This is a genomic window from Paenibacillus sp. FSL H8-0548 (assembly GCF_038630985.1).
Lineage (GTDB): Bacteria > Bacillota > Bacilli > Paenibacillales > Paenibacillaceae > Pristimantibacillus.
Window position 1 is genome coordinate 5,118,592 of the sequence record NZ_CP152049.1, and the last position, 26,245, is coordinate 5,144,836.

Annotated in this window: 22 protein-coding genes and 2 riboswitches; of the genes, 7 read left to right on the forward strand and 15 right to left on the reverse strand. The window is 46.0% G+C overall.

Annotated elements, in window-relative coordinates; all coding sequences use genetic code 11:
• Positions 1-5: 5 nt before the first annotated feature.
• The 9 genes from liaF to metA form a co-directional block, all read right to left on the reverse strand.
• On the reverse strand, positions 6-1,019 hold the full coding sequence (liaF, locus tag MHI37_RS22220; RefSeq protein WP_076337233.1) for a cell wall-active antibiotics response protein LiaF: 1,014 nt from the start codon (positions 1,017-1,019) through the stop codon (positions 6-8).
• Positions 1,020-1,661: 642 nt separating this feature from the next.
• Positions 1,662-1,790 carry a hypothetical protein gene (locus tag MHI37_RS22225; protein WP_256710541.1) on the reverse strand — a complete coding sequence of 43 codons (129 nt, stop codon included), beginning with the start codon at positions 1,788-1,790 and terminating at the stop codon, positions 1,662-1,664.
• 62 nt (positions 1,791-1,852) lie between these two features.
• Complete coding sequence (locus MHI37_RS22230; protein ID WP_076337234.1) at positions 1,853-2,449, reverse strand: 3D domain-containing protein; 597 nt, start codon at positions 2,447-2,449, stop codon at positions 1,853-1,855.
• Between the two features lie 58 nt (positions 2,450-2,507).
• Positions 2,508-4,445, reverse strand: a complete 1,938-nt coding sequence (thrS, locus tag MHI37_RS22235) for a threonine--tRNA ligase (protein WP_076337235.1) — start codon at positions 4,443-4,445, stop codon at positions 2,508-2,510.
• 405 nt (positions 4,446-4,850) lie between these two features.
• Positions 4,851-5,783 (reverse strand): putative sporulation protein YtxC, encoded by a 933-nt coding sequence (locus tag MHI37_RS22240; RefSeq protein WP_076337236.1) that lies wholly within the window; start codon positions 5,781-5,783, stop codon positions 4,851-4,853.
• A 180-nt stretch (positions 5,784-5,963) separates the two neighbouring features.
• A complete protein-coding gene (gene mqnC / locus MHI37_RS22245) occupies positions 5,964-7,100 on the reverse strand; it encodes a cyclic dehypoxanthinyl futalosine synthase (RefSeq protein ID WP_076337237.1) in 1,137 nt (378 codons plus the stop codon).
• A gap of 164 nt (positions 7,101-7,264) precedes the next feature.
• Positions 7,265-8,434 carry an aminotransferase class I/II-fold pyridoxal phosphate-dependent enzyme gene (locus MHI37_RS22250; protein WP_076337238.1) on the reverse strand — a complete coding sequence of 390 codons (1,170 nt, stop codon included), beginning with the start codon at positions 8,432-8,434 and terminating at the stop codon, positions 7,265-7,267.
• Positions 8,435-9,598, reverse strand: a complete 1,164-nt coding sequence (locus MHI37_RS22255; protein WP_083676292.1) for an aminotransferase class I/II-fold pyridoxal phosphate-dependent enzyme — start codon at positions 9,596-9,598, stop codon at positions 8,435-8,437. It lies immediately after the preceding gene.
• Between the two features lie 28 nt (positions 9,599-9,626).
• Positions 9,627-10,544: a homoserine O-succinyltransferase gene (metA, locus tag MHI37_RS22260; RefSeq protein ID WP_076337240.1), complete on the reverse strand. Its 918-nt coding sequence runs from the start codon at positions 10,542-10,544 to the stop codon at positions 9,627-9,629.
• 100 nt (positions 10,545-10,644) lie between these two features.
• A riboswitch (SAM riboswitch) is annotated at positions 10,645-10,754 on the reverse strand.
• Positions 10,755-11,059: 305 nt separating this feature from the next.
• On the opposite strand from metA, the gene corA reads away from it, so the two are divergent.
• The 5 genes from corA to MHI37_RS22285 all read left to right on the forward strand — a co-directional run bounded on the left by corA (position 11,060) and on the right by MHI37_RS22285 (position 15,285).
• Positions 11,060-11,995, forward strand: coding sequence for a magnesium/cobalt transporter CorA (gene corA, locus MHI37_RS22265; RefSeq protein ID WP_076337241.1), 936 nt, complete (start codon positions 11,060-11,062; stop codon positions 11,993-11,995).
• Positions 11,996-12,134: 139 nt separating this feature from the next.
• Complete coding sequence (locus MHI37_RS22270; protein WP_076337242.1) at positions 12,135-13,037, forward strand: LysR family transcriptional regulator; 903 nt, start codon at positions 12,135-12,137, stop codon at positions 13,035-13,037.
• 36 nt (positions 13,038-13,073) lie between these two features.
• Positions 13,074-13,883, forward strand: coding sequence for a histidinol-phosphatase (locus MHI37_RS22275; RefSeq protein WP_076337243.1), 810 nt, complete (start codon positions 13,074-13,076; stop codon positions 13,881-13,883).
• 156 nt (positions 13,884-14,039) lie between these two features.
• Positions 14,040-14,885, forward strand: coding sequence for a DMT family transporter (locus tag MHI37_RS22280; RefSeq protein ID WP_076337244.1), 846 nt, complete (start codon positions 14,040-14,042; stop codon positions 14,883-14,885).
• Positions 14,886-14,976: 91 nt separating this feature from the next.
• Positions 14,977-15,285, forward strand: coding sequence for a helix-turn-helix domain-containing protein (locus tag MHI37_RS22285; RefSeq protein ID WP_076337245.1), 309 nt, complete (start codon positions 14,977-14,979; stop codon positions 15,283-15,285).
• Positions 15,286-15,557: 272 nt separating this feature from the next.
• Here MHI37_RS22285 and sdhB read toward each other — a convergent pair whose 3' ends face one another.
• From sdhB to MHI37_RS22300, 3 genes are read right to left on the reverse strand one after another with little or no spacing between them, the layout of a single operon-like run.
• Positions 15,558-16,322, reverse strand: a complete 765-nt coding sequence (gene sdhB / locus MHI37_RS22290; RefSeq protein ID WP_076337246.1) for a succinate dehydrogenase iron-sulfur subunit — start codon at positions 16,320-16,322, stop codon at positions 15,558-15,560.
• A 2-nt stretch (positions 16,323-16,324) separates the two neighbouring features.
• A complete protein-coding gene (gene sdhA, locus MHI37_RS22295; RefSeq protein ID WP_076337247.1) occupies positions 16,325-18,082 on the reverse strand; it encodes a succinate dehydrogenase flavoprotein subunit in 1,758 nt (585 codons plus the stop codon).
• A gap of 24 nt (positions 18,083-18,106) precedes the next feature.
• Positions 18,107-18,778 carry a succinate dehydrogenase cytochrome b558 subunit gene (locus MHI37_RS22300; protein WP_076337248.1) on the reverse strand — a complete coding sequence of 224 codons (672 nt, stop codon included), beginning with the start codon at positions 18,776-18,778 and terminating at the stop codon, positions 18,107-18,109.
• Positions 18,779-19,081: 303 nt separating this feature from the next.
• Between MHI37_RS22300 and MHI37_RS22305 the strand changes: the two genes are divergently transcribed.
• On the forward strand, positions 19,082-19,990 hold the full coding sequence (locus MHI37_RS22305) for a LysR family transcriptional regulator (RefSeq protein ID WP_076337249.1): 909 nt from the start codon (positions 19,082-19,084) through the stop codon (positions 19,988-19,990).
• A gap of 60 nt (positions 19,991-20,050) precedes the next feature.
• Here MHI37_RS22305 and MHI37_RS22310 read toward each other — a convergent pair whose 3' ends face one another.
• Positions 20,051-20,719 (reverse strand): TrkA family potassium uptake protein, encoded by a 669-nt coding sequence (locus MHI37_RS22310; RefSeq protein WP_076337250.1) that lies wholly within the window; start codon positions 20,717-20,719, stop codon positions 20,051-20,053.
• A 12-nt stretch (positions 20,720-20,731) separates the two neighbouring features.
• Positions 20,732-22,072 (reverse strand): TrkH family potassium uptake protein, encoded by a 1,341-nt coding sequence (locus MHI37_RS22315; protein ID WP_076337251.1) that lies wholly within the window; start codon positions 22,070-22,072, stop codon positions 20,732-20,734.
• Positions 22,073-22,159: 87 nt separating this feature from the next.
• Positions 22,160-22,326, reverse strand: a riboswitch (cyclic di-AMP (ydaO/yuaA leader).
• Between the two features lie 245 nt (positions 22,327-22,571).
• Between MHI37_RS22315 and MHI37_RS22320 the strand changes: the two genes are divergently transcribed.
• Positions 22,572-24,203, forward strand: a complete 1,632-nt coding sequence (locus tag MHI37_RS22320; protein ID WP_076337252.1) for a CPBP family intramembrane glutamic endopeptidase — start codon at positions 22,572-22,574, stop codon at positions 24,201-24,203.
• Here the strand turns inward: MHI37_RS22320 and uvrC are convergent.
• On the reverse strand, positions 24,169-26,076 hold the full coding sequence (uvrC, locus tag MHI37_RS22325; protein ID WP_076337253.1) for an excinuclease ABC subunit UvrC: 1,908 nt from the start codon (positions 26,074-26,076) through the stop codon (positions 24,169-24,171). The genes MHI37_RS22320 and uvrC overlap by 35 nt on opposite strands.
• Positions 26,077-26,245: the final 169 nt, after the last annotated feature.

Genomic DNA, 26,245 nt, shown 5'->3' on the forward strand with positions numbered 1-26,245 from the left:
TCAGATCACCCTACCTTTGTAACACGAACGTCACCGATAAACGTACTGACAACCAGCTTTATTTTCTTGTCCGATTCTTGGTAGGATGGCGATTGGATATTGATATTCGTAAACAATCCGCCTTCCTTCTGGCCTAGAATTTTCACATCGCCGATAAATGCACTGGAAACGACCTGCACACCTACCTCATAGTCATTAGGAACAAAAACCTTCACATCGCCGATAAAGGAAGAAACGTTAATTATTGTTTCACCTGCGGATACCTGCGCCTTAGTTAAATCCAGCACCGTATCGCCAATAAAATGAGAAATGTTAAGCGGCTTCAAATCCCAATAATCTTGACCGATGTGAATATCGCCTATAAAACCAGACCGTGTCTGCACATTCGGATCGCTATGATTCCACCACTCCACATGCTCATGATTCTGTTTCTTCCACTCCTGGGCGTTTTTCTTATATTCAAACTTATGCTCTTTTTTCCATTCCTTAAATTCTTTCTTGTTAGTAGGAAAGCCCCCGAATCCATCCTCTCCCTTGTCTTCTTGCTTCTGCTCTTGCCCCTTCATGGTGAAAGACTCCTTAGTAGGATCAGGATGCAGCGGCGGTGCGGGTGGGACAGCGGTGTCCTCAGAAAAAGGACGGTACGACTTCCAGTCATCCTTCGGAGGCTCGTTGCGCTTCGATTTAGGCTTCCATATTAAATTAATTCCTATGAGAATAACGACAACCGGCCAAATGTAAGGAACAATGTCACCGACCGACCAATCGAACAGCTCTAGATTGCGGCCTAGGAATATACATCCGACAAGCAGAACGACCGCTCCCCACCAGCCTGAGCCATTCGAACGCTGGGACAGCAAGCCGCTTACCCCCCAAAAAATGAGGATGACGGGCCAATAGGTAGAAATGAGATTGCCAATATCAAAAGTCACATGACCTGTTTGCCTAAGCAGAAATAAAAGGCCAATTGCAATGATAACCAATCCAGTAAATACTCGGTTTGCAAAATTACCGTTCAAACGGCACCAGCTCCTTACGATTCCATCGTTGTTTGATATTTTCAGTATAACGGACTGCAGCGAATAGAAAAAGGGACGTCCGGTTGAAATTACAATCGGTCTCTAGACCGAGCAGCTGTACAATTTATCCAATTCAACTTATCTTCTATAAAAGATGAACTAGAAATTTCTAGCTGCGTACGACCCGAAATTCGCTATTGCCTGCAATAAAGTCTCCGCTCGATTAAGGAGAAGCACCTACACTGCACTTTCTACAATGAAAACCCCACATGAGAGCTGTTTCAGACCGCTACATTGTACTTTTGCACTAGAATGAGCGCCAAATCAACGAATATCACCCTAGAATAGGCCATCTATTGCACAAACTACAGTGTACGTACCCTAGTTAGGCGAGTAACGTCGATTACGGTGTACAAACTGCAACGCAGCCTCTTCCTATAGCGCTGACCCCGTCGAGCTAGCACGACCAATCTAAAAACCAGAGAAAGAAAGCTAAAGTAACCCACTAGCTCCGTTGAACAACAGATTTACGTTTTGGGCGCTGTGCGAGTAGAACATTCCTAAGGGTCGCGGTTGCAGCAAAAAAAAGAGGAGCCGTATAGGCTCCTCCCTCATTCCTTGTTATGACACGCCAAAAAGAATTTACTTTTCTGCTTTTTGTTGAGCATTGTTTGCTGCTTGTTTGCCAGCTGCATTGTTTTGATTTAGTTCCTGAGAGAATTCTGCATTGTATTGATTATTTTGTGCTTTATTATTTTTGTTTTTAGCCATTGTGTACTCACCTCCCGTTTCATTGATAGTATGGCAATATCATTGATTAATATACGGGCAATTTATGATTCCAGATACGTCTGTGGAATCGGTTTTCCAGCTTCTACAGCCTGATTAATTTGGTTCAGCCAAGCCTGCGATAGCTTTCCAGTGCCTATGCGCAGCACCTCTACATGAACGGTTCGCTTGCCCCATTGCTCATATACCTGCTTAATCGTTTCAAAATACAAATCGATCTTTTTACCCTTTATCGCCGAACCTGTATCTGCCACAACTCCATATCCGTATCCAGGGATATACAGCAAAGTGCCTATCGGAAATAGCCTCGGATCTGCTGCAATCGTCGAAACCTGATCTCTACGAACCTTGACACCTGAATACGTAATGCCATATTGCGGATGACCAGGCCGTTTCCCTGTTGATTCTACACCTGCTGTATAACCGGTAGCGATGACTTCGACCGTATCCAGCCTGCCCTGCTTCGATATACGGGCGGCTGCTTCCAAATCATCATCGCGCTTGCCAGCTAGCTCGTTATGCTGCGGGGCAGCCCCCTCATTTGACGCTGAGCAGCTTATTGTATTTATACCTATCATGCTGAAACTCAAAAGCAATAAAGCGACCAATCCTTTTTTCATATCAAAAAAGCTTGTGACCATCGGGTACTTCCTCCTCAGAAGAATAATGCCCCAATGGCACAAGCTTTATGCGTTTCTATTATTGTTCTTTATCGGCAATTTGCTTTTGCAGCAGAGCAATTAGCTCTGTGACCGGCATCGCGCCTAGATCACCCTCACCGCGTTTACGCACGGATACTGCCTCTGCTTGCATTTCATTCTCGCCTACCACGAGCATATAAGGCGCCTTCTCCAGCTGTGCCTCGCGAATTTTGTAGCCTAGCTTCTCATTCCGCAAATCGCTCTCCACACGAATACCGCCCAGCTGAAGCTGCTCAGCAACTTGGCGGGCATAACCCTCGTACGCCGTCGATACCGGAATAACTTTCGCTTGAACGGGAGACAGCCAGAGCGGAAGAGCGCCAGCAAAATTCTCAAGCAAGAATGCTGTCATTCGCTCCATCGTACTAATAATTCCACGGTGAATAACGACCGGACGATGCTTCTTGCCATCCTCGCCAACGTATTCAAGCTCAAAGCGCTCTGGAAGCAAGAAATCAAGCTGTGCAGTCGACAGTGTTTCTTCTTTGCCTAGTGCTGTTTTAATTTGAACGTCCAGCTTAGGGCCATAGAATGCTGCCTCGCCCTCTGCTTCGAAGAATGGAAGCTCAAGCTCCTCTACAACCTCGCGCAGCATGCGCTGCGACATTTCCCACATTTCATCGTTTTGGAAATATTTTTCTGTATCCTTAGGATCACGATACGATAAGCGGAAACGATATTCCTTGATGCCAAAATCCTCATACACCTTGCGAATCAAGTTAACGACACGAGCAAATTCTTCTTTAATTTGATCCGGACGGCAAAAAATATGTGCGTCATTCAGCGTCATTGCGCGTACACGATGCAGGCCTGTCAATGCGCCTGACATTTCGTAGCGGTGCATCGTACCAAGCTCAGCAATCCGTACCGGCAGATCGCGATAGCTGCGCATATCGCTTTTGAACACCATCATATGATGCGGACAGTTCATTGGACGAAGTACAAGCTCTTCGTTGTCCATAATCATTTTCGGGAACATATCCTCGCTGTAATGTTCCCAGTGACCAGACGTTTTGTATAGCTCAACATTGGCAAGTACAGGTGTATAGACATGATCATAGCCAAGTCTTTCTTCAAGATCAACGATATAGCGCTCCATCGTTCTGCGAACCTTAGCGCCATTTGGCAGCCATAGCGGCAAGCCTTGTCCAACCTCACGAGAGAAGGTGAACATTTTCAGCTCACGGCCCAGCTTCCGGTGATCGCGCTTCTTCGCTTCTTCTAGGAAGTGGAGATGCTCATCAAGCTGTGCTTTTTTTGGAAATGCTGTTCCATAAATACGCTGCAGCATTTTGTTTTTGGAATCCCCGCGCCAGTAAGCACCTGCCACGCTAAGCAGCTTAAATGCTTTGATTCGGCCAGTAGACGGCAAATGCGGTCCGCGACAAAGATCAAAAAACTCGCCTTGATCGTACATTGTAATCACGGAATCCTCTGGAAGGTCACGAATCAGCTCCAGCTTTAAAGTATCATCCAGCTCTGTGAAGATAGCCAAAGCCTCGTTTCTGCTCACGACTCTACGACGAATATCGAGATTTTGCTGAACGATTTTGTCCATTTCCTTCTCGATCTTTACAAGATCCTCAGGCGTCAACGATTGCTCCATATCGATATCATAATAAAAGCCGTCCTCAATGACTGGGCCGATGCCCAGCTTAACATTAGAGTTGCCATATATGCGCTTGATGGCTTGCGCCAGCAAGTGAGCCGTACTATGTCGATACACTTCAAGCCCGTCTGCCGACTCAACGGTAACGATTTCGATCGCTGCATTTGCGTCGATCGGCGTATAAACATCAACGACCTTCCCGTCAATTTTTCCGGCGATCGCATTTTTACGAAGTCCAGTGCTGATCGAGCCTGCTACTTCTTCAATTGTTGTGCCTGCGGCATATTCTCTAACGGCGCCATCTGGCAAAGTAATTTGAATCGACATTTTTACCCATCCTCCATTTTGTTTCTAAGCCAATCGCTTATATACATGATTCCAAGCAAAAAAGAACACAAAAAAAGCACGCATCCCTAAAAAGGGACGAGTGCTTGTGTGCTCGTGGTTCCACCCTACTTCAACTGCTTCAGCATGTTTGCAACAGCCTGGCAGTCCTCGTATTATCTGTTAACGGAGATTTCCGGTACGGCATACTGCTGCAGCTCTGCTCAAAGAAGAGAACACTACAGGTTGGGCCATACAGCTTCAAAGGGGTATATCTGCGGACATTGTGGAAGGAAATTACAGCCAAGTTTCCTCTCTCTGGGCCAAACATCATAAGCAGACACATATCTTTATCATTGCCGATTAGATTTCATATGCTTGTAATTATAGCCTGACTTCATTATTTGGTCAAGGCTGAACAAGCTCATCCAAGCTGCTGTTGCAGGCTGCGCACTGTACACATACGGTTACCCGTTGATCAAATATCGTCTCAATCGTCCGTATGACTTGCATATCGGGCTGCCTTGTATGAATCGTTATATGCTTTGGAGAAACCGCAATCAAGGAGCTGATAACCATATCCTCGATATTCATTTCCGTTTCAAGCATTTCCGCTACTATGCGGTCTGTTGGCGGATTAGGGTCAAGCTGTTTAAAGCTTTCATCATACAGCATAAAGTCATACGCGCCTTTATGCAGCAGATGAACCATCGACAGCTTCGTATCCTGAAGAAAAACAAAATATTTTAACAGGGAAATAAACTCCTGATATTGTTTATCAAGCACATATTCATCTAATGCATACTCAACAACCTCAGCTAATTCCTTTCGATAGGGCTCTAGCCTAAAGCTAGTAAAGCCTTTAATATTAATCTGCGTGTGCTCCTGCAAAAACAGCTCAACCTCTGAAGCAACCTTGTTTTTGCGTCTCAAACGATCAGCTTCATGAAACTTTGCACCTAAGCCATCCCACTCCTTCCCATGCAGCAAATCATGGCAGTAGCGCTCGATAGCAGCGGCTTCGCTAGGCATATGGTTTCGATACTTTCTGCGTATAATTGACGCCAGCATCGCTGGCTCCAGCTCGCTCACTACAAACTCGGCAATAGCCAATGAAGCGGCTTTATAGACAGCTGGACCATGAACCTTCAGCTGAAACTGTGGAAATCTGGCCTGACACCTTATATCGTGCTCCGATATTTGTATAAACTCGACAATGGCTGACTGAGCAGCATTTGAGTCAATATGTAAATCAACAATCGCTTGTTCGGTCAGCAGCTTTGTCAATTGATCAACTGACGCATGCAAGCTTGCAGGCAACGAAACTGTATATAGCTCCATTAGCTCACCCCTTTCTTTCCTTATCAGTATATGGTGCTGCGCACAGGGATATACGATGAAGACTTTGGAATGTAAGGGAGCAAGCAATAAAAAAGCGTTTGTCAATTGTTCCTGCCTGTTTAAAGGGGAACGATCAACAAACGCTGCTTTTTATTTAACATTTAAGTCATAGCAACCAGCTTAATTCTGCATAACAAAATCAAGCTCAGCTTTGTCTAACTCATTGTATATTTTCAAAATATTATATTTTGTATCGCGCTGCGCAGGAATTTTGCCGCATTCGCGAATGAGCTGAAGGATGAGTTCGATATTTACTTTGTGCGTGGTGCCCGCGGCTGATACTACGTTCTCCTCAATCATCGTGCTTCCGAAGTCATTGCAGCCATAAGAGAGCGACAGCTTACCCATTTCTGGCCCCATCGTTACCCAAGACGATTGGAAGTTCGGTATATTATCAAGCATAATACGGCTAGCTGCAACGATTCGCAAATACTCCTCAGGCTTCGCCTTCTCAAGCTTAAGATTCGTATTATCCGGCTGGAAAGGCCACGAAATGAAAGCCAAGAAGCCTGTTGAATCATATTGGTTAGCGATGCATTCATCTTGAGCGTCACGAATGCGCAGCATATGTAATGCACGCTCTTCGACGGTTTCGCCAAGTCCATACACCATAGTCGCAGTCGTATTCATGCCATGACGGTGAGCAGACTTCATCACATCCATCCAATCCGTCCACGAGCCCTTCATACGGCTGATCTTACGCCTAGTCCGGTCATCCAAAATTTCGGCGCCGCCGCCAGGCAATGAATCCAGCCCTGCTTCATGCAGCTGCCTAATGACCTCATCCAATGACAAACCTTCGGATACAACCTTCATCTTCTGAATTTCAGCTGGCGAGAAGGAATGCATCGTAATGTTTGGAAAATGCTGTTTGATTTTGCGAAGCAGATCCAAATAATACGTAAACGACAAATTCGGATTTGTACCGCCTTGCATCAAAATCTCGGTGCCTCCAACGTCAATCGTTTCTTGAATTTTTGCTAATATCGTCTCATCCGGAAGAACATAACCTTCTTTAGAGCCTGGTGCGCGATAAAACGCGCAGAAACGGCAATAAACATCGCATACGTTCGTATAGTTTACATTACGGCCTACAACAAAGGTCGTGATAGGGTCAGGATGGTGTCTCAGCATAATCTGATTAGCCACATGTCCCATTTTCTCTATTTGATCCGACGCTAACAGCTCCATGCCCTCTTCGAGCGAGACTCGCTCGCCGCGCAATGCTTTATCCAAAATATGGTCTAACGTTCCCATTCCGCAAGACCTCCTTAGTTCATTCTAGGTATTCACTCTTCTTTTTATCCTAACATATATGTCTACTACAAGTCACTTGCCGTATGCTGCCCTATCGGTCTAAAATAAGCAAAAACACGACGTGCCTTATAGACATGCCGTGCTTTTCTTTAATTTTGTCGCTTTTATGAACGAAGCGCGTTATCCAAATCCTCAAGCAGATCTTCGATATCCTCAAGTCCTACCGAGTAGCGAACAAGTCCGTCCGTAATGCCGCGAGCGTGGCGAACTTCTCTTGGCATAGCTGCATGGGACATCATTGCCGGATAGGAGAGAATGCTCTCCACCGCCCCTAAGCTTACAGCGACCAACGGAATTTTCACTTTGCTAAGCAGCGCCTTGGCACGTTCTCCGCTGCCTACATCAAACGATACGACCGCACCGTACCCAAGTGATTGCTTCTCATGAATCTCTCTGCCTGGATGATTCGCGAGGCCTGGATAAAAGACCGCTTCTACTTCCTTGTGCTCTGAGAGCCACTCCGCCAATCTCCGGGCACTGTGCTCGCTTTGCTCCATACGAGTTTTCAGCGTCTTCATACCGCGCATTAACAGCCATGACTCCTGCGCACTCAGAACCGTCCCCATTCCGTTCTGAAGCTGCTTCAAGCGTTTGCCCAGACTCTCGTCTGCGGTAACCGCAAGCCCTGCAAGCACATCGCTATGTCCGCCTAGAAACTTCGTCGCGCTGTGCAGCACGATATCAACGCCATGCTCTATCGGACGCTGGTGATACGGTGTCATAAACGTATTATCAAGCATCGTGAGCAGTCCATGCTCCTTCGCCCATGCTGTCGTTTGTGCAATGTCTGTTATTTTAAGTGTTGGATTGGACGGCGTCTCCATGAATACAGCTTTTGTATTCGGTTTAAGCGCGGCTTTAATCGCCTCAAAATCAGTCATATCTACAAACGTTGTTTCAATGCCAAGTCGATCAAGAATCGAAGTAAGCAAGCGATACGTACCGCCGTACACATCCTCGGTTACGATAACATGCTCACCAGCGGAGAGCAGTAGAAAAGTAGTCGATATCGCGGCCATGCCAGAGGCGAATGCAAAACCGCGGTTTCCACCCTCAAGCAAAGCAATATAATCCTCAAGCGCTTGACGGGTAGGATTGCCCGAGCGACTGTAATCGTACTGAGGAGGGTTGAAAATATCATGGTGATGGAACGTTGAAGCTTGATAAATCGGTACGCTGGAAGCGCCTGTATGCTCATCTATTTCAGAACCAAAATGAATTAGCTTAGTTGCAAATCGGCGATCCTGGGGTGATTTCTCTTTATCGTGGCTCATTTACAATACCTCCCCAATCTCTTCTCTTGCTGCTGTCAGCGCTTGCTCTAGATCTGCAATCAAGTCATCCGCATGCTCAATGCCAACAGAGAAGCGAAGCAGCCGATCATCAACGCCGATCGCTTGACGGATTTCCAGTGGAATATCCGCGTGCGTCTGAACAGCAGGATATGTCATTAACGATTCTACGCCGCCCAAGCTCTCTGCAAAAGCAATTAATTTAATATGACGCAGAATCGGCTCCACATAACGCGAGTCCTTTAGTCGGAAGGAGAAAATACCAGTATTTCCAGAGGATTGCTTGTTCTGCACCTCATGTCCTGGATGGTGCGGCAGCGCTGGATAATATACATCCTCGACTGCCGAGTGCCCAAGCAAATAGTTGGCGATAGTAGTCGCGTTATATTGATGGCGTTCCATGCGCAGCGCCAGCGTCTTCATGCCTCTCATGAGAAGCCATGAATCCTGCGGGCCGAGCACCGCTCCGATAGAGTTGTGCAGAAATGCCATTTCATCGGAAAGCTCCTTGCCCTTGGTTACAATCAGACCAGCCAGCACATCATTGTGGCCGCCCAAATATTTGGTCGCGCTGTGAATGATTATATCTGCACCCAGCTCAATTGGCCGTTGGAAGAATGGCGTTAAAAGCGTATTGTCAACGATGGTAAGCAAGCCTTTGGACTTTGCCCAAGCAGCTACACGCTCGATGTCTGTAATCATCATCAGCGGGTTTGTCGGCGTTTCAATAAGTACGGCCTTCGTGTTAGGCGTATATAATGTTGACATCGCATCGATATCGTTCGTATCCACGTAAGACGCTGTTACGCCAAATCTGGACATGATCCGCTCCAGCAGCCGGTATGTGCCACCGTATAAGTCAAGTGATACGATCAAATGATCGCCTTGGCTGAATAAGGCAAATATCGTTTGCAAAGCAGCCATGCCAGAGCTGCACGCAAACGCTGCATCGCCAGACTCTAGTTGTGCTGCCGCTTCCTCGAGCACTGCTCTTGTCGGGCTTTTGGTACGAGCGTAATCAAATCCTGTGCTTTGGCCGAGCTTAGGATGACGGAATGCGGTAGATTGGTACACCGGGAAGCTCACTGCGCCGGTAACAGGTTCTTTTATAGATCCTATCTGAGCTAGCTGACTTTCAATTTTCATCGTAAAAATACACTCCCTCATCAAAATGTTAAATGCCTGAACCTAGATCATAAGGTGTCTGTTGATACACGTAGTAGTTAAGCCAGTTCGAGAACAAAAGGTTTGCATGTGCACGCCAGCTGGATACCGGCACGCCTTCCGGATTATCTCCCGGGAAATAATTTTTCGGAACATCTATGCTCATCCCTTTGGCTTTATCTCGGTCATACTCATACTTAAGCGAGGTTGGATCATATTCTGAATGGCCGGTAACATAAATTTGCTTGCCGTCCTTTGACGCAACGATATATACGCCAGAGTCAGCTGACTCTGACAAAATATCCAACTCTTCAATCTGCTCAATATCCTCGCGGCGCACCTCAGTATGACGAGACTGCGGTACAAAAAACATTTCATCGAAGCCGCGTAGCAGGTTCACATTGCGTTTTTCGATTGTATGAGGGTAAACGCCGAACATTTTTTCATCTAAATTATATTTAGGTATATTGAAATGATGGTATAAACCCGCTTGGGCCGCCCAACAGATATGGAACGTAGAAGTTACACGCCTAGCGCTCCAGTCCATAATTTCTTTGAGCTCTTCCCAGTAATTCACTTCATCAAAAGGCATATGCTCAACTGGCGCGCCGGTAATGATCAGCCCATCATAATACTCATGCGAAATTTCATCGAACGTTTTGTAAAAGGATTCCAGATGATCGGCTGATGTATTTTTGGACGTATGTGTTCTTGGGTGCAGCAGCACGACTTCAACCTGAAGCGGCGTATTCCCGATCAGTCTTAATAACTGTGTCTCTGTTGTTTCCTTCGTCGGCATTAAGTTAAGAATGGCAATGCGAAGCGGTCTAATATCCTGTTGATAAGCGACGCTCTCGTCCATGACGAAAATATTCTCATTGTTTAAGATTTCTTTAGCCGGCAGGTTGTCGGGTACTTTAATTGGCATTATCTTCACTCCTCTTTAGGCAGTATGACCGCTTGAACATGAAAAAGACCCTTTCTGCTGTGAGAAAAGGTCGTATGCTCAATAAATAAGCCATCCGCCTCTCTCATCTCTCAGAAACATAAATGTTTCCGCAAGAATTAGCACCGTACGTATTGTACGCCGGTTGCCGGGCTTCATCGGGCTAGTCCCTCCGCCTGCTCTTGATAAGAAAGTAGTCTATTCAATTTTCCGCGGTTACATTTCTTTCAACTTTAATGCATTCTGACAATCGCGTCAAGGAGTTCATTTGCATATTGTGAAGAATAGCAGATAAAGTACAGTTTTCATGCTTGAATGTAAAGCCGATGCGGGAGTATACTAGACAAGAATTAGGATGACAAAATTTGCGAATAAGGGGTGCAAACGGACATGGAAGGCGACAGACCTAAGCCCGAAATCAGTCGAATACGGTTACTGCCGGCCAAGTCCATTTCAGCCGGCAGTTTCCTCTAACAGAATTTAAGGAGTGACTCCGGATGAAAATACGCCTCGTTAGCAATGGTATTTTTACGACAATTGAAGATATTAATGAAACACTTATTCCAGCGAAAGAAGGCTTTTACTGGATTGATGCTGATGTAGAAGACCTAGCTGTATTGCAGCCGCTGTTCAGCATGCATGATTTGGCTGTTGAGGATTGTCTCAGTGAAGAAGAGCAGCGTCCAAAAATTGAAATTTACGAAAGTCATTATTTTATCGTTATTAACAGCATTCGTTTCGATGATGAGGAAATTTTCCTAAGGGCGCTGAACATTTTTCTCGGACGCCACTTTATTATAACGGTTACTAAACAAAAAATTAACGAGCTACGTTCCTTGAAGCCCCTGCTATGGGAGCAGGAAGTCAGCAGACCCGATTATTTTCTGTATCACCTTGTTGATATTGTCGTGGACAATTATTTTCTTGTTGGCGATCGAATTGATACTCGCATCGAAGCGCTGGAAGAAGATATTTTGATGCATACAAAAAAATCGCATTTGAACGAAATCATCGGTTTGCGCGGCGAAATTTTATGGCTGAAGAAGGTGCTTGGCCCGCAGCGCGATGTCATTGCAACGCTAAACAAAAAAGATTTGAAGCTCATTGACGATCAGCTGCAAAAATATTTTAGCGATATTTATGAAAATGCGCTGAAGATCGCCGAATCCTTCGACACCTACCGCGACCTTATGGGAAACTTGCGGGAGGCTTATCAGTCCAGTGTCTCCAACCGCGCCAATGAAATTATGCGCGTGTTTACTGCGATTACGACGATTTTCATGCCGCTCACCTTTATAACAGGGATATACGGAATGAACTTCGACTTTATTCCTGGCCTTCACCTCAAGATGGGCTCTTACATTTTACTTGGCATTATGATGATTCTCGGCATAAGCATGTTTTTTATATTCCGCAAGAAGGAATGGCTATAGCCGCCTGCTCCGCTCTACTGCAATCGCTTGGCATCATGCCAAAGTCGGCTGCAGTCTTTTTTTTGCTGTAGTCCTGTCAATCCATTATAATAGCATAATGAGAACCTGAGCATTATGTAATTTTGAAAGGAGGTTTGACGTGAATATCAGCCAGCTTGAAACACTCCAAACGATATCCAAGACGATGAGCTTCCGAAAAGCAGGTGAACTGCTAAACCTAACACAGCCTGCTGTATCGGCGCAAATAAAAAGCCTTGAGGATGAATACAAAACCGTACTTATCAATCGTAATCAACCCATCACCTTAACCGAGCATGGACAAGTTTTTTTGGCGCATGCAGAGCAAATCCTTACCGTTGTGGAAGAGTTAAAACAGAAGCTGTCCGATATGAACTTAACGCCACAAGGCCATATTCTACTGGGTACAACTTCATCCATCGCCATTCAAATTTTGCCACGTGTGCTGTCCTATTTTCAAAATCAATTTCCTTTAATTAAAACAACCATACATTCCATGCCCTCATCACAAGTTATGACCAGCGTCGAGAACGGATCTGTTGATATCGGAATTACGTACCTGACCGAGAAAAATCCCAATGTTGCCTCTTCTGTCCTTTATTATGATACATTTGAGCTCGTTGTTCCTCCCGCGCATTCGATGAGCAAGCTAACACATACGACAGTGGACACACTGAAGGATATTCCGATGATCATGCTCGCACCTGATACACTGGGACGAAAATTCGTCGATCAAATATTTCGCAAGTACAATATACAGCCTAATATTGTGATGGAGGTCTCAAGCAGTGAAGAAGTAAAGCGAATGGTTGAGATTAATTTAGGTGCTGCTGTCGTGTCGAAGCTCTCCATTGCCAATGAGCTAAGATTGGGCACTCTAAAGATGATTAAAGTAAATGAGCTTGAAACCAGTCATCCTGTAGGGGTGGTCTACAAATCAGGACGCTACATTAATACCGCATTGCAGCAATTTTTAAGCGACCTTAAGGGCATGCCTGAGGATCATTTCATCAGCAGTGAATAATGAGCAGTGATAACAACGAGATAGGGAGAGATTATTATGAAATTCGACTTACATACCCACCATATCAGATGCGGCCATGCGGACGGCAACATTGAAGATTATATCCTTGCAGGCATTGATGCTGGTCTTCAAGTCATCGGTATCTCCGATCACTCGCCATACTTCTATCATGATGAGGATCAGCCTTCCCAAGGAATCGCAATGGCTAGAAGTGATTTTGCCAACTATGTCAATGAAGTACTGCGCTTAAAGGAGAAATATACGGGGAAAATTGAAGTTCTGCTAGGTATGGAGTCTGACTTTTTCCCTGAATATGCAGACGTTTATCGTAAAGCCTACGAAGGTATTCCCTTCGATTATTTGATCGGTTCCGTTCATCAAGTTGGCGGTGTCAGCATTTTTAATCGCAATCGCTGGAAAGCTTTAAACGAACAACAGCATGTAAGCGTGAAACAAAGCTATTATGATTTAATTAAGCAATCTGCTCGCAGCGGGATGTTCGATATTTTGGGACATATTGATGCCATGAAGGGCTATTATCCCGCGTTCTCTGACATTCCAGCAAGTCTAGAAATTGATGATACGTTAAAAACGATTGCGGAGTGCAGCGTTTCAATCGAAATTAATACATCCGGCAGCACCAAATATGTGGGCGGCTGGTATCCATCAGATTCTATTTTAGAGCGTGCTCTTCATTTTGGAGTGAATGTTACGTTCGGCTCAGATGCGCATGTACCAAGCAGAGTTGGGGATGAGTGGGAGCTTGTTGAGAAGAGGTTGAAGGAAATTGGCTTCAAGCAATGGGTGTTTTATCGCCAGCGCCAGCCAGTGGTTGTACCGATCTAAGCAAGGCAGTAAACAAAAAAAGTGGACCTGCACGCTGCAGGTCCCAAAAGTTTATATTAAAAAAGGGGGTCTTGTTTATTATAATAGCCCATTAATGTGATGAGACGGTAACAGAACTATTTCATTTGTGTAACAAATTCGAGGGGTTGAACAACCATGTGGCTTATTACAGCCATCAGCAGCGCAATTTTATTCGGACTCGCAGGCTTGTGGATGAAGGTATCCCAAATGCGCGGCGGCTCAACAAGAATGCTGCTTCTTGGCCTATATGCATCCGGTACATTCGGCTTTGGCTTACATGCTGCGCTCGAAGGAAATCTCGGATTTTTAACTCATTCTCACGTGTGGATCGCCGGCATCGTGATTGGGGCAGGCTCCGCATGGGGCAATGCTTTGTTTATGAAGGCCTTGCAATTTGGCCCTGCCAGCTTAACCTCCCCGCTTACCAATATGAATATTATATTAGTTATCGCCCTTGCCACTTGGTGGTATAAGGAGCCGCTCAGCGCCCCACAAGCGGTCGGTATCACCTTGCTCCTGCTCTCTGTCGTCTTTATAGCCCATAAACGCAAGGAACCGCTCACGATTAAGGAGAAACGCTGGTTCGTTCTCGTCGGAGCAGCCATTGTTATGTTCGCCCTTCGGAATGGCGGCCTCAAAATTACTGGCGAACTGGGTCTGCCCAGCGCCCCGATTCTTTTCATTGCCTATGCTCTCTCGCTAGCATGGTTTCTTATTCCGGCTAAAGCCGCAGCTGAGCGCTCAGCCAATCGAACAGGTCTATGGCTCGGCATTATAGCAGGACTTTTCTCCTATGGAGGGTTGCAGCTTTATGCGATGGCGCTTGTATCGGGACAGGCCAACCTTGCAGCACCGATATTTGCAACAAATAGCCTTGTCGTTGCGGCAGGCGCTATTATTTTCTATAAGGAAAAGCTTACGAGCGTTCAGTGGATAGCCTTTACTTGCACGATTGCTGGTTTAGTTGTTATTCGAATGTGAAAAAAGACGAATCATTTATTCCCACTCATATTAACTTACTTTTAGTTTGTTCATATGCTACAATAGAATTACAAAAAGCGGGGTGATACGGTTGGATTATTCGACAATGTGCCCAAAGTATGAAGCCGCAGCCGACATATTAGGTAAGAAGTGGACAGGCAGAATTATACGGGTATTGCTTGGAGGACCAAAAAGGTTCAAAGAGATTAAGGAACAAATTCCCGAAATGAGCGACAAGATGCTAACGGACCGGATGAAAGAGCTGGAGTCTTTAACGATTATTAAACGTCAGGTTTACCCTGAGATGCCCGTACGCATTGAGTATGAGCTTACTCGCAAAGGACGGGAGCTTGAGCCTGTTATTGAGACCATTCAAACATGGGGCGAGCATTGGATGTAAATCAAGGTGAAACGGCTATCGCCGTCCTTTGGCGGCGCTGCGCGTTTCATTCCGGAGAAATATAGAGAAAGTATGGCGAAATGATATGCTTTCCTATATTTTAAGAAACCGCTGAGGCGGTTTTTTTATTTTTATCCACGATTAGCCATCATCAAAACGTAATTGACAAAGGTTTATCTATCTATTATCATTGATAATAATAATCAATATCAGAAGGAAAAGAAGAAAGAAGCCCTCGCATATACGAGGACTTCCAGGTTAAGGCAGCTGTACTACATGCCCAGCCATTTTTTGAATAGATGTTTTGTCGTGTCCTTGTTGATTGCTGCAATTGAAGTCGTGAGCGGAATGCCCTTCGGACATGCGCGAACACAGTTTTGCGAGTTGCCGCAGCCTTCAATACCGCCATCGGTCATAAGCTCGTCCAACCGTTCCTCTTTGTTCATCTCGCCTGTTGGGTGAGCATTGAACAAACGAACTTGTGAAATAGCCGCAGGACCGATGAAGCTGTTCCGATCGTTAACGTTCGGGCAAGCCTCAAGGCAAACACCGCAGGTCATACATTTGGAAAGCTCGTACGCCCATTGACGCTTCGTTTCAGCCATCCTTGGTCCAGGACCAAGATCATACGTACCATCAATCGGAATCCATGCTTTAACGCGCTTCAGGGCGCCAAACATACGCTCACGATTAATAACAAGGTCACGTACAACCGGGAAAGTGCTCATAGGCTCGAGACGAATAGGCTGTTCCAGCTTATCGATGAGTGCGCTGCACGCTTGACGCGGTTTGCCGTTAATGACCATGGAGCATGCGCCGCATACTTCTTCCAAGCAATTGGAATCCCAGCATACAGGTGCTGTACTCGCACCATCAGTCTTCTTCGGATTCCTTTGAATTTCCATCAATCCGCTAATTACGTTCATATTGGCGCGATAAGGAATTTCAAATTCTTCTGTATAAGGTGTTGAATCAGGAGTATCTTGACGTTTGATGATAAACTTAACCGATTTTGTAGCAACAGTCGTTTCAGCCATCATTATTCTCCTTTCTTCTTGTCGCTCGAGTAATCGCGTTTACGAGGCTTGATTAAGCTGACGTCGATATCCTCGTAGGAAATTTTCGGGCCTTCCTTCGTCCATGTCGCAATCGTTGATTTCATAAAATGATCATCATCGCGCTCTGGGAAATCCGGCTTGTAATGAGCTCCGCGGCTTTCGTTGCGCAGCAATCCGCCAAGCGTCATCGCTTCCGAAAGCTCCAGCATGTTCCATAGCTGACGGGTAAAGGCCACACCGGCATTGTTCCACTGCGCAGTATCGTTAATGTTGATATTCGCATAACGCTGCTTCAGCTCTTTAATCTTGTGGATCGTTTGCTCAAGCTTATCATTAAAGCGAACAACCGTCATATTGTTAGTCATCCATTCGCCAAGCTCTTTGTGAATGACATACGCATTCTCATTGCCGCTCATGTTTAGGATGCTGTTGTATTTATCTGTTTGATGCTTGTTCTCGCGATCAAATACGGAGGAAGCCACGTCTTCAGCCGATTTCTTCAAGCCCTTGATATACTCAACCGCTTTTGGTCCAGCAACCATACCGCCATAAATCGCGGATAGCAAGGAGTTCGCGCCCAGACGATTCGCACCATGATATTGATAATCGCATTCACCAGCTGCAAATAGACCAGGAATATTCGTCATTTGATTGTAATCTACCCACATGCCGCCCATAGAATAATGAACCGCTGGGAAGATTTTCATCGGAATTTTACGCGGGTCATCGCCTGTGAACTTCTCATAAATTTCGATGATGCCGCCAAGCTTAACATCAAGCTCCTTCGGATCCTTATGAGATAGATCAAGGTAAACCATGTTTTCTTGATTGATGCCGAGCTTCTGATCGACACAAACGCTGAAAATTTCACGTGTCGCAATATCACGCGGCACTAGGTTTCCGTAAGCAGGATATTTTTCCTCTAGGAAGTACCAAGGCTTGCCGTCTTTGTACGTCCAGATCCGTCCGCCCTCACCACGAGCAGATTCTGACATCAAGCGCAGCTTGTCATCGCCCGGAATGGCTGTTGGATGAATTTGGATGAACTCGCCGTTCGCATAATTAACACCTTGCTGGTACACTGCACTTGCTGCCGTACCTGTGTTAATAACCGAGTTTGTTGTTTTTCCGAAAATAATACCAGGACCGCCTGATGCAAGAATGACTGCATCCCCGCGTACTGTATGAACCTCCATCGTGCGCAAATCCTGTGCAGAGACACCGCGGCAAATGCCGTCGTCATCTACAACAGCGCCAAGGAATTCCCAATGCTCGAATTTGTTGACTAACCCAGCTGCTTCCCAGCGGCGAACTTGCTCATCAAGTGCATATAGCAGCTGTTGACCAGTTGTAGCGCCCGCGAAAGCTGTACGGGAATGCTTTGTACCGCCAAAGCGACGGAAGTCCAACAAGCCCTCTGAGGTACGGCTGAACATAACGCCCATCCGGTCCATAAGATGAATAATACCTGGTGCTGCATCACACATTGCTTTTACTGGCGGCTGATTTGCTAAGAAATCTCCACCATATACGGTATCGTCGAAATGCTCCCATGGAGAATCGCCTTCTCCTTTTGTATTAACAGCGCCATTGATGCCGCCCTGCGCACATACTGAGTGGGAACGTTTGACTGGTACGATTGAAAACAAATCAACATGTACGCCTGCCTCTGCTGCTTTGATGGTAGCCATCAAGCCGGCAAGGCCGCCGCCAATGATGATAATTTTATTTTTAGCCATAACGCTTCGCTCCTTATCTACAACCTAGCCGATATTTGTAAGTGTCAGTATCGCACTTGCAGCTTCCTTGAATTCATCGCCTCTAAACGCAACAAGCGAAAGAATGAACAGCGCAGAAACGATAACAAAAATGCCCATGCAAATGTAAGAAGAAACACGCTGCGCCTTAGGACCGATGGTAATGCCCCAGCTGATCAAAAATGCCCAAAGTCCATTGCTAAAATGGAATACAGCTGCAAGCACACCCACAACATACAACACAAAATAAACGGGGCTGCTAGCAATTAAATTCATCGTAGACCCTAGCTCTTCATGAGTGATGTTGCCAAGATATACTTGAAAACGTGTTTGGTATACGTGCCAAAATACGAAAATGAAGGTTAATACCCCCGTTACACGCTGTGCGGTGAACGCCCAGTTCCTTCCGTATTTAAAGCGTCCCGTATTTGTGTTTGATTGGTACGCTACGTACAAGCCGTAAATACCATGAAACAACAACGGGAGATAAATGCCGAAAATCTCGAGCAGCGGGATCATAGGCAAGCTGTTGATAAAATGTACACCGTTGCTAAAGCCTTCGGGTCCGCGTTCAAACGCCTGGTAGTTGGTCAATCCATGTACGACGATGAAACCGCCGAGGGGAATGATTCCTAGAAGCGAGTGAAGCTTACGCGAGAAATACGAATTTCCTTTCATGTCATTCCTTCTCCTTTCAAAACTGTGAGTGCTAGCATGCTTTTCTTTAAAATATAAGAATGTATTGGAATCCCTGTATACATTGCTTATATTTCAGCGCAAAACAAACGCTATACCGCCAAAGGCATAAAATAGCTGTTTACGCTAGGCAAATCATTCTACATTGTACCCCTAGCAAAGACCTCCGTCAACAAAAGTCGACACATATTAGCCACACTTCCCATCCTACTCCTTTTAAGCTTATAATGGAATTGCTTATTTTTTATAATTTCTTATAACAAAACAACATAAGGAGCTCCTTTAATGAATGAAGAAATGCATATCTTTACCGTTATTGTTGAGCAATCCAGCATGAATAAAGCGTCAGCGCTCCTTAATCTGTCGCAGCCAGCGATCTCTAGGAAAATCGCAAAGCTTGAACAGGAAATCGGTTCTCCTTTATTTCGACGAATTGGCAAACGGCTTGAGCTGACTCGGATAGGTCAGCTGACCTATGAGTACGCGCTTGAGCTGCGCCAGCTGCATCGTAAATATTTACAGACCGTCTCCGATTTTAACTGGGCAGGACATACGACACTGACGATCGGCGCAAGCTTGACGACGCTGCAAACGACATTGCCGGATTTAATCCAAACTTTGACGGCGACACATCCTGAAATCGATATTAAAGCGATCACAGGCAAAACGCATGAAATCGTATCGCTTGTTAGGGATCATAAAGCGGATATTGGAATCGTCGCCTCCAGCATTGAAGATTCAACACTGCGCTGCATCCCCTTGTTTGAGGATCATTTGTCGCTCGTGCTGCCGCGAAATCAGCTCATAACCGACAAAGGAACACTTGGCATTCAATATTTGACCGGTATGCCAATGATTCTGTTCTCCAAGGGAACTTGGTACAGGCTGCTCACCGACGAGCTGTTCGATAAGTATCACCTTCAGCCCGACGTCCGCATGGAAATTGATTCGTTTGAAGCTATACTGCGGCTGCTTCATACGTGCAGAGCGGCCACCCTTCTTCCACGCTCCTATATGCGCAAGCAGCTGCTCGATGACAACGATCTTACCGTCATACCGATTCGCGAGCTCGAGGATACAAAGCGTACCACCTCGCTCATTCATGCGGATTCAGCAGCGCTAAGCCCGTCGGTTCGTCTCTGGATCAGCGAGCTGCCCATGCGTTTTAACAACAAAAAGGACAGAAGCTTCTAAATAAAAGCTGCTGTCCTCAGCATTTCCAATATATCGCATATAAAACCACATCATAAAGCCTTAACGAATAACCGCTGCCTCAAAGTTCTCGATTTGCTCATTCGTGCCAATGATGACCATAACATCACGTTCAGAAAGTACATCCGTCGCTGTTGGCGCAATAATGATGCCATCGGGTTTATTAATAGCGACGATGCTGCATCCGAATCTTGCTCGCGGATTAATATCATGCAGCGACTTCCCATTCAAGCAAGCGGGAACTGCCAGCTCGGCAATTGTATATTCCTTGGATAGCTCAATATAATCCAGCAGGTTTGGAGAAACGAGCTGGTGCGCAACTCGAATTCCCATATCTCTCTCCGGATAAACGACCCGGTCGACACCTATTTTCTCCAGCACACGCCCATGCAGTTCGCTTATTGCCTTCGCTACAACTTGTTTTACGCCTAAATCCTTCAGCAATATCGTTGTCAAAATGCTGGCTTGAATGTCATCTCCGATGGCTACAACTCCGCAATCGAAGTTCCGAACACCAAGCGAGCGCAGTGATTCCTCATCTGTGCAATCCGCTGATACCGCATAAGTGAGTGCGCCGCTCATTTCCTGGACGGCCTCCTCATCCTTATCGATGCCCAGCACCTCGTTGCCAAGCTGGATAAGCTCTCTGCCCAAGCTTGAGCCAAATCTTCCAAGCCCAATGATTACAAATTGCTTCTTTTTTGTCGCCACTTACTGTATCTCCTAACCAATTGTAATTTTACCTTCTGGATACCGGTACAATTCTTTTTCTGTACGAGGCCCTAGCGCGTAAGCTAACGTCAGTGGGCCTAGTCGTCCGGCAAACATCGTAAATGCAATCACTATTTTTCCAACTGCGCTTAACTCGGGCGTAACACCTATCGATAAGCCTACCGTGCCGAATGCCGAGGTAGCTTCGAACAACAAAAACAAGAATGGCTGCTTCTCCGTCATGGACAGGACCATCGTTGCGATAATGACAAGTCCTAGTGAAATCAACGTAATCGTCAGCGCTTTAAAAATTCTATCCTTGCCGAGCCTATGCCGGAAAAACACGATGTCCTCGCGTCCGCGAATCATGGCAAGCACTGCACCGACCAAGGTCGTAAAGGTAGTCGTCTTAATCCCGCCGCCTGTGGAGCCTGGAGAGGCGCCAATAAACATCAATATAATGGTGAAGAACATCGTCGCCTGCCGCAGCGCCGTATAATCAAGCGTATTGGCACCCGCGGTCCTCGGCGTTACCGATTGGAAGAAGGAGGACAAGATTTTCCCACCAAAATCCATGGAACCAAGCGTCTTCGTATTGGAAAACTCGAATATAAAAATAACGATCGTGCCCACAGCAATTAACGTGCCCGTCATCGACAATACAACCTTGCTGTGCAATGAAAGCTTCCGTTTTTTGTTATATTCCATTAGATCCGATAGAACGATAAATCCTAAGCCGCCAGTAATAATAAGCAGCACAGCTGTTAAATTGACCATTGGGTCGGAAGCATACTCCGTTAAGCTGCGATACTCGCCAAAAATATCAAACCCGGCATTATTAAATAAGGATACCGCATGAAATGCGCCAAAATACAAGGCTCGACCAAGCGGCATATCAAAAGCAAATCGAATAGCAAAAAGCACAGCACCTGCAAGCTCAATCGTTAAGGAATAAACGATTACCCGCTGAATCAGACGCACGATGCCTTCCATACTCGTCTGATTCATCGCTTCCTGAAGCAAAAGCCGCTCACGCAGTGAAATCCTTTTGCGCAGCGCAAGTGCTACCAAGGTGGCCATCGTCATGAAGCCTAGACCGCCAAGCTGAAATAAACACATTAAGATGACTTGACCAGGAACGGAAAAATAGGTTCCCGTATCGACGACAACCAGCCCTGTCACACAAGTGGCCGACGTCGCTGTAAACAGCGCATCGAGAAAAGGCAGCCGCTGCCCCTCTACCGATGCAAATGGCATGGATAATAACAGAGCACCCAGTAATATAATAAGAGCAAACCCACTGACAAGTATCCGTGGGGGCGACCACTTTAGAACATTCCAGTTTACCTTCATTAAGCAGCCTCATCTTCGTTATGGTAAGGTAAGAAATCGCTTTTTAAGCATAAAAAAAAGCACTGAAACTCAAGTGCTCTGTGCGATGAGTCCTGTTCCAGATGCCTACGAGGTTAGCTGTCGGATTCGGGCCTGGACAGGCAGCCCTATTTTGCAGCAGGATAAATCCCGCTTTAAAAATTCACCCCATGCTGTCAATGCTGACAGCTTTATGGTTCCCCCGTTTTCCTTAGGAAATTCGGCGTAGCTATGCGATTAGTATGATGTTAACGATTATAATCCCAAAGCGGTCTTAATTTAAAGGAGGGCTTTATGACATTAAGCACGATTTTAGCTCAAAAACAGGCATGGGAAGCATACAGCCCGCCTTAAGCTTGGTGGACATCGTTATTTCGCGTGTTATTGAAGGAAATGATGCTTTTGCATTGGATAATTCAGGGATTTATATGTTAATGTTATAGGATATGCTTTTCATTATATCGATAGTTGAGGTGAACCAATGATTGATTCAATTAAGCCTAGCGAATGGAAACGTTTTCTATGGGCTGCTGTAGCTTGCTTTATTATTTATGCCGGAGTTGAGATTTATCCAATGATCTCTTCAATGATTTCCGGTGAATTGAACATGAAGGTCATTGAAAAATCCACAGCCGAGAACAGAGCCGCTGCCTTTGCTGAGAAGGAAACCGGAATAAAGGTGAAGTCAGCCAAAGCGGTACACCAAACCGATAAAATCTTTTATGGCTATTTATCCAAAAACAAGCTGCTTGAAACGTACAGCGACAAATTTGACCAAAGCTTTCCAACGGATACCTATCAGGTCGATTTGAAATTTACAAATGGCAACTACGGGCATGTATATGTTCATATGCAAAGCGAAAAAATTGTCGCATGGAATCTGAAAGTCTCTGGAGAGGAGCTAACTGAAGCCGATAAAACCAAAGATATCATCGCTTTTCTGACCGCACAAAGCTTCAGTGGTATCGATTTTAATAATAGTCAGATTAATTCAGCAGGGGAATGGCAGGGTAAGGCATCCGAGAAATACAGCATCGAAGAGGCTAAACTCGCTCTTACTGTCGATGCTATAAGCTTGAATGGTAGAACTGTGATTACTAAATATAAGCCTGCCTTCGTTGCTCCTGATGACTATATCAGCTATGTGAAAAATCAGGATAAAATAGCGGGTTACCTAACCGGCTTCGGCTACTTTTTAATGAGCTTCGTGCTATTTGTTCTCGCCATTATTTATGCCGTATTATACCGAAGATTTACATCGTTCAAATACGGAGTTATTTTGACCATCGTCTATTTTATTACATATCTAATCATGAATTTAAATGTGCTGGACGGCATTCGAGCCTCGCTCGGGGAAAATGAAATCGCTGGCCAAGCGACGATGATTACTGCAATCTTCACCGTTCTGCTAACCATACCGATGGCTGCATCCATCTACTTCTCGATCGTCGCGGGCGATGCTCTCTGGAAGGCGCAGGGCCGCTCGTTGTGGCCGCGTTTTGGACAAAAGGGCTACGGCGACTATGTTTGGCGCAGCGTCGGATTAGCTTATTTGTTCGCGATCATTCTATTCGCGGTGCAGGCCGTTATCTTTATCGGTTTAAAGCTATCGATCGGTACCTGGGATACAACAGACGTTACGCAGTCTCCGTACAATATCGGTATTTTGTGGCTCATGCCAGTGCTCGCTTGGGCTGCCGCTATTTCTGAAGAGGCTGTATTCCGCTTCTTCGGTATCGGATTATTCCGCAAATGGTTCAAAAACACGTTCGCTGCAGCGCTGCTGCCAACCTTGTTTTGGGCGCTTGGGCATGTGACCTATCCGTTCTATCCATCTTCGACAAGGTTGATCGAGCTGATCATTATCGGACTGGCGTTCAGCTTTATTTTTGTCAGATACGGCTTCATTACAGCGATGTTCACACATGCTATCTTTAACAGCATAGCCGTGGGCCTATCCTTGCTCACCATTGGCCAGGCACCAAATATCATCTCAGCCATCTTTTTCTCGGTGCTGCCTGTCATCATAGCTTTTGTACTGAAATATTTCAGCCACAAAAAAGAGAAGAAACCGCCAGTTACGACGGCTCCTCCTCATTTAGAGCAGCTATAATTTGCGAAGCTAATTTATCCCCAATAGATAGAGGCCGAAAGTCTTCGACTGAGGCCTCTTTTATTTTTTTGATCGAGCCAAAATGCTTGAGCAGCAGCTTCCGGCGCTTCTCTCCAATGCCCGGAATCGAGTCGAGCTTCGATTCGACCATCGACTTGCCGCGCTGCTCGCGGTGGAACGTAATGGCAAAGCGATGCACCTCATCTTGAATGCGCTGCAGCAAATAAAACTCTTGGCTGTCCCGGGGCAGGGGCACGATCTCAGCCGGATCTCCAGTCATGAGCTGTGCCGTTTTGTGCTTGGCATCCTTCACCAAGCCGCATACCGGAATAGATAAGCCAAGCTCATTCTCAAGCACATCAAGCGCAGCCGATATTTGTCCCTTCCCGCCATCGACCACGATCAGATCAGGAGGTGCAAGCTCCTCCTTCACCACACGCTCGTAGCGGCGCCGTATGACCTCGCGCATCGTTTCGTAATCATCTGGTCCTTGAACCGTCTTCACCTTGTATTTGCGGTATTCCCTGCGGTCTGGCTTGCCATCGATGAACACGACCATTGCCGACACGGGATTCGTCCCTTGAATGTTCGAGTTATCGAACGCTTCGATCCGATGCACCGCATCAAGCCCCAACCAGCCTGCGAGCGATTCTGACGCCTTGACGCTGCGCTCCTCATCCCGCTCAATGAGACGGAATTTCTCATCTAGCATCACCTTCGCATTGTTCGTCGCCATCGTTACTACCTCGCTCTTGCGACCGCGCTGCGGCATAAGCACCTTCACCTTCAGCCAGCTGTGCAGCGAGGCAATCACATCATCAGCATGCGACGATGCTGCTTCATCCTCTTCTGACTTTGCTGCTCCTTCAGCTTCATCGTGCTCCAGCTCCTCAGGCAGCGGCAGCAAGATTTGCTTTGGCAGCGCTGGATTATCACTATAGTATTGGGTCACAAACGTAATGAAGTCATCGTAAGCCTCGCCATAATACGGAAAAGTAGACCCATGCCGCTCAATAAGCTTGCCTTGCCGCATGTACAAAATTTGCACGCACATCCAGCCCTTATCCACGGCAAAGCCAAACACATCACGATCAAGCGCATCCGACATCGTAATCTTCTGCTTCTCCATTACCGCATCGATAGCGATTAACTGATCACGGAATTCCTTGGCTCGTTCAAATTCAAGATTTTCCGCAGCCTCCTCCATTTTCCGCTGAAGCTCAATTTTCACTACATCCTGTCCGCCATTAAGAAAACGTGATATTTCTTGGATCATCCGATCATATTCCGTCTGCTCTACGTCGAACTCACAAGGCGCGATACATTGTCCAAGATGGTAATACAAGCACACCTTCTCAGGAAGCGTCTTGCACTTGCGCAGCGGATAAAGCCTATCGAGCAGCTTCTTCGTCTGCTGAGCCGCGTAGGCGTTCGGGTAGGGACCGAAATACTTTCCTTTATCCTTGACGATCCGCCTCGTAACCTCAAGCTTCGGATGCTTCTCGTTCGTTATTTTGATATATGGAAAAGTTTTGTCATCCTTCAGCAGAACATTATATCTGGGGTGATATTGTTTAATTAAATTACATTCTAGAATGAGTGCTTCCATATTGCTAGAGGTAACAATAAACTCGAAATCGCGTATTTCCGATACAAGACGCTGTGTTTTCCCATTATGGCTGCCGTTAAAATAAGAGCGTACGCGGTGCTTGAGCACCTTCGCCTTGCCCACATAAATAATGACGCCCTCGCTGTTTTTCATGAGGTAACAGCCTGATTGATCGGGGAGCAAGGCTAGCTTGTTCCGTATCGTCGCTTTTGCCTCTGCAAGCTGCTGCTCTGCCAGCTCCCGATCCGTCTGTTGATGTTCCATGCTCTCGCCTCCGACTGCCTAAAGATTCTGTACACATTTTAGCATAAATAAGCCGCTCTTTGTCTTACAATTGTCACCTGTAGATGCTTTACAACTGTTTGGCTGTTTGGGTATACTAATATAAGTTGAATAAACCGATACTACATAAAGACGGCCGTATAGGTTGTGA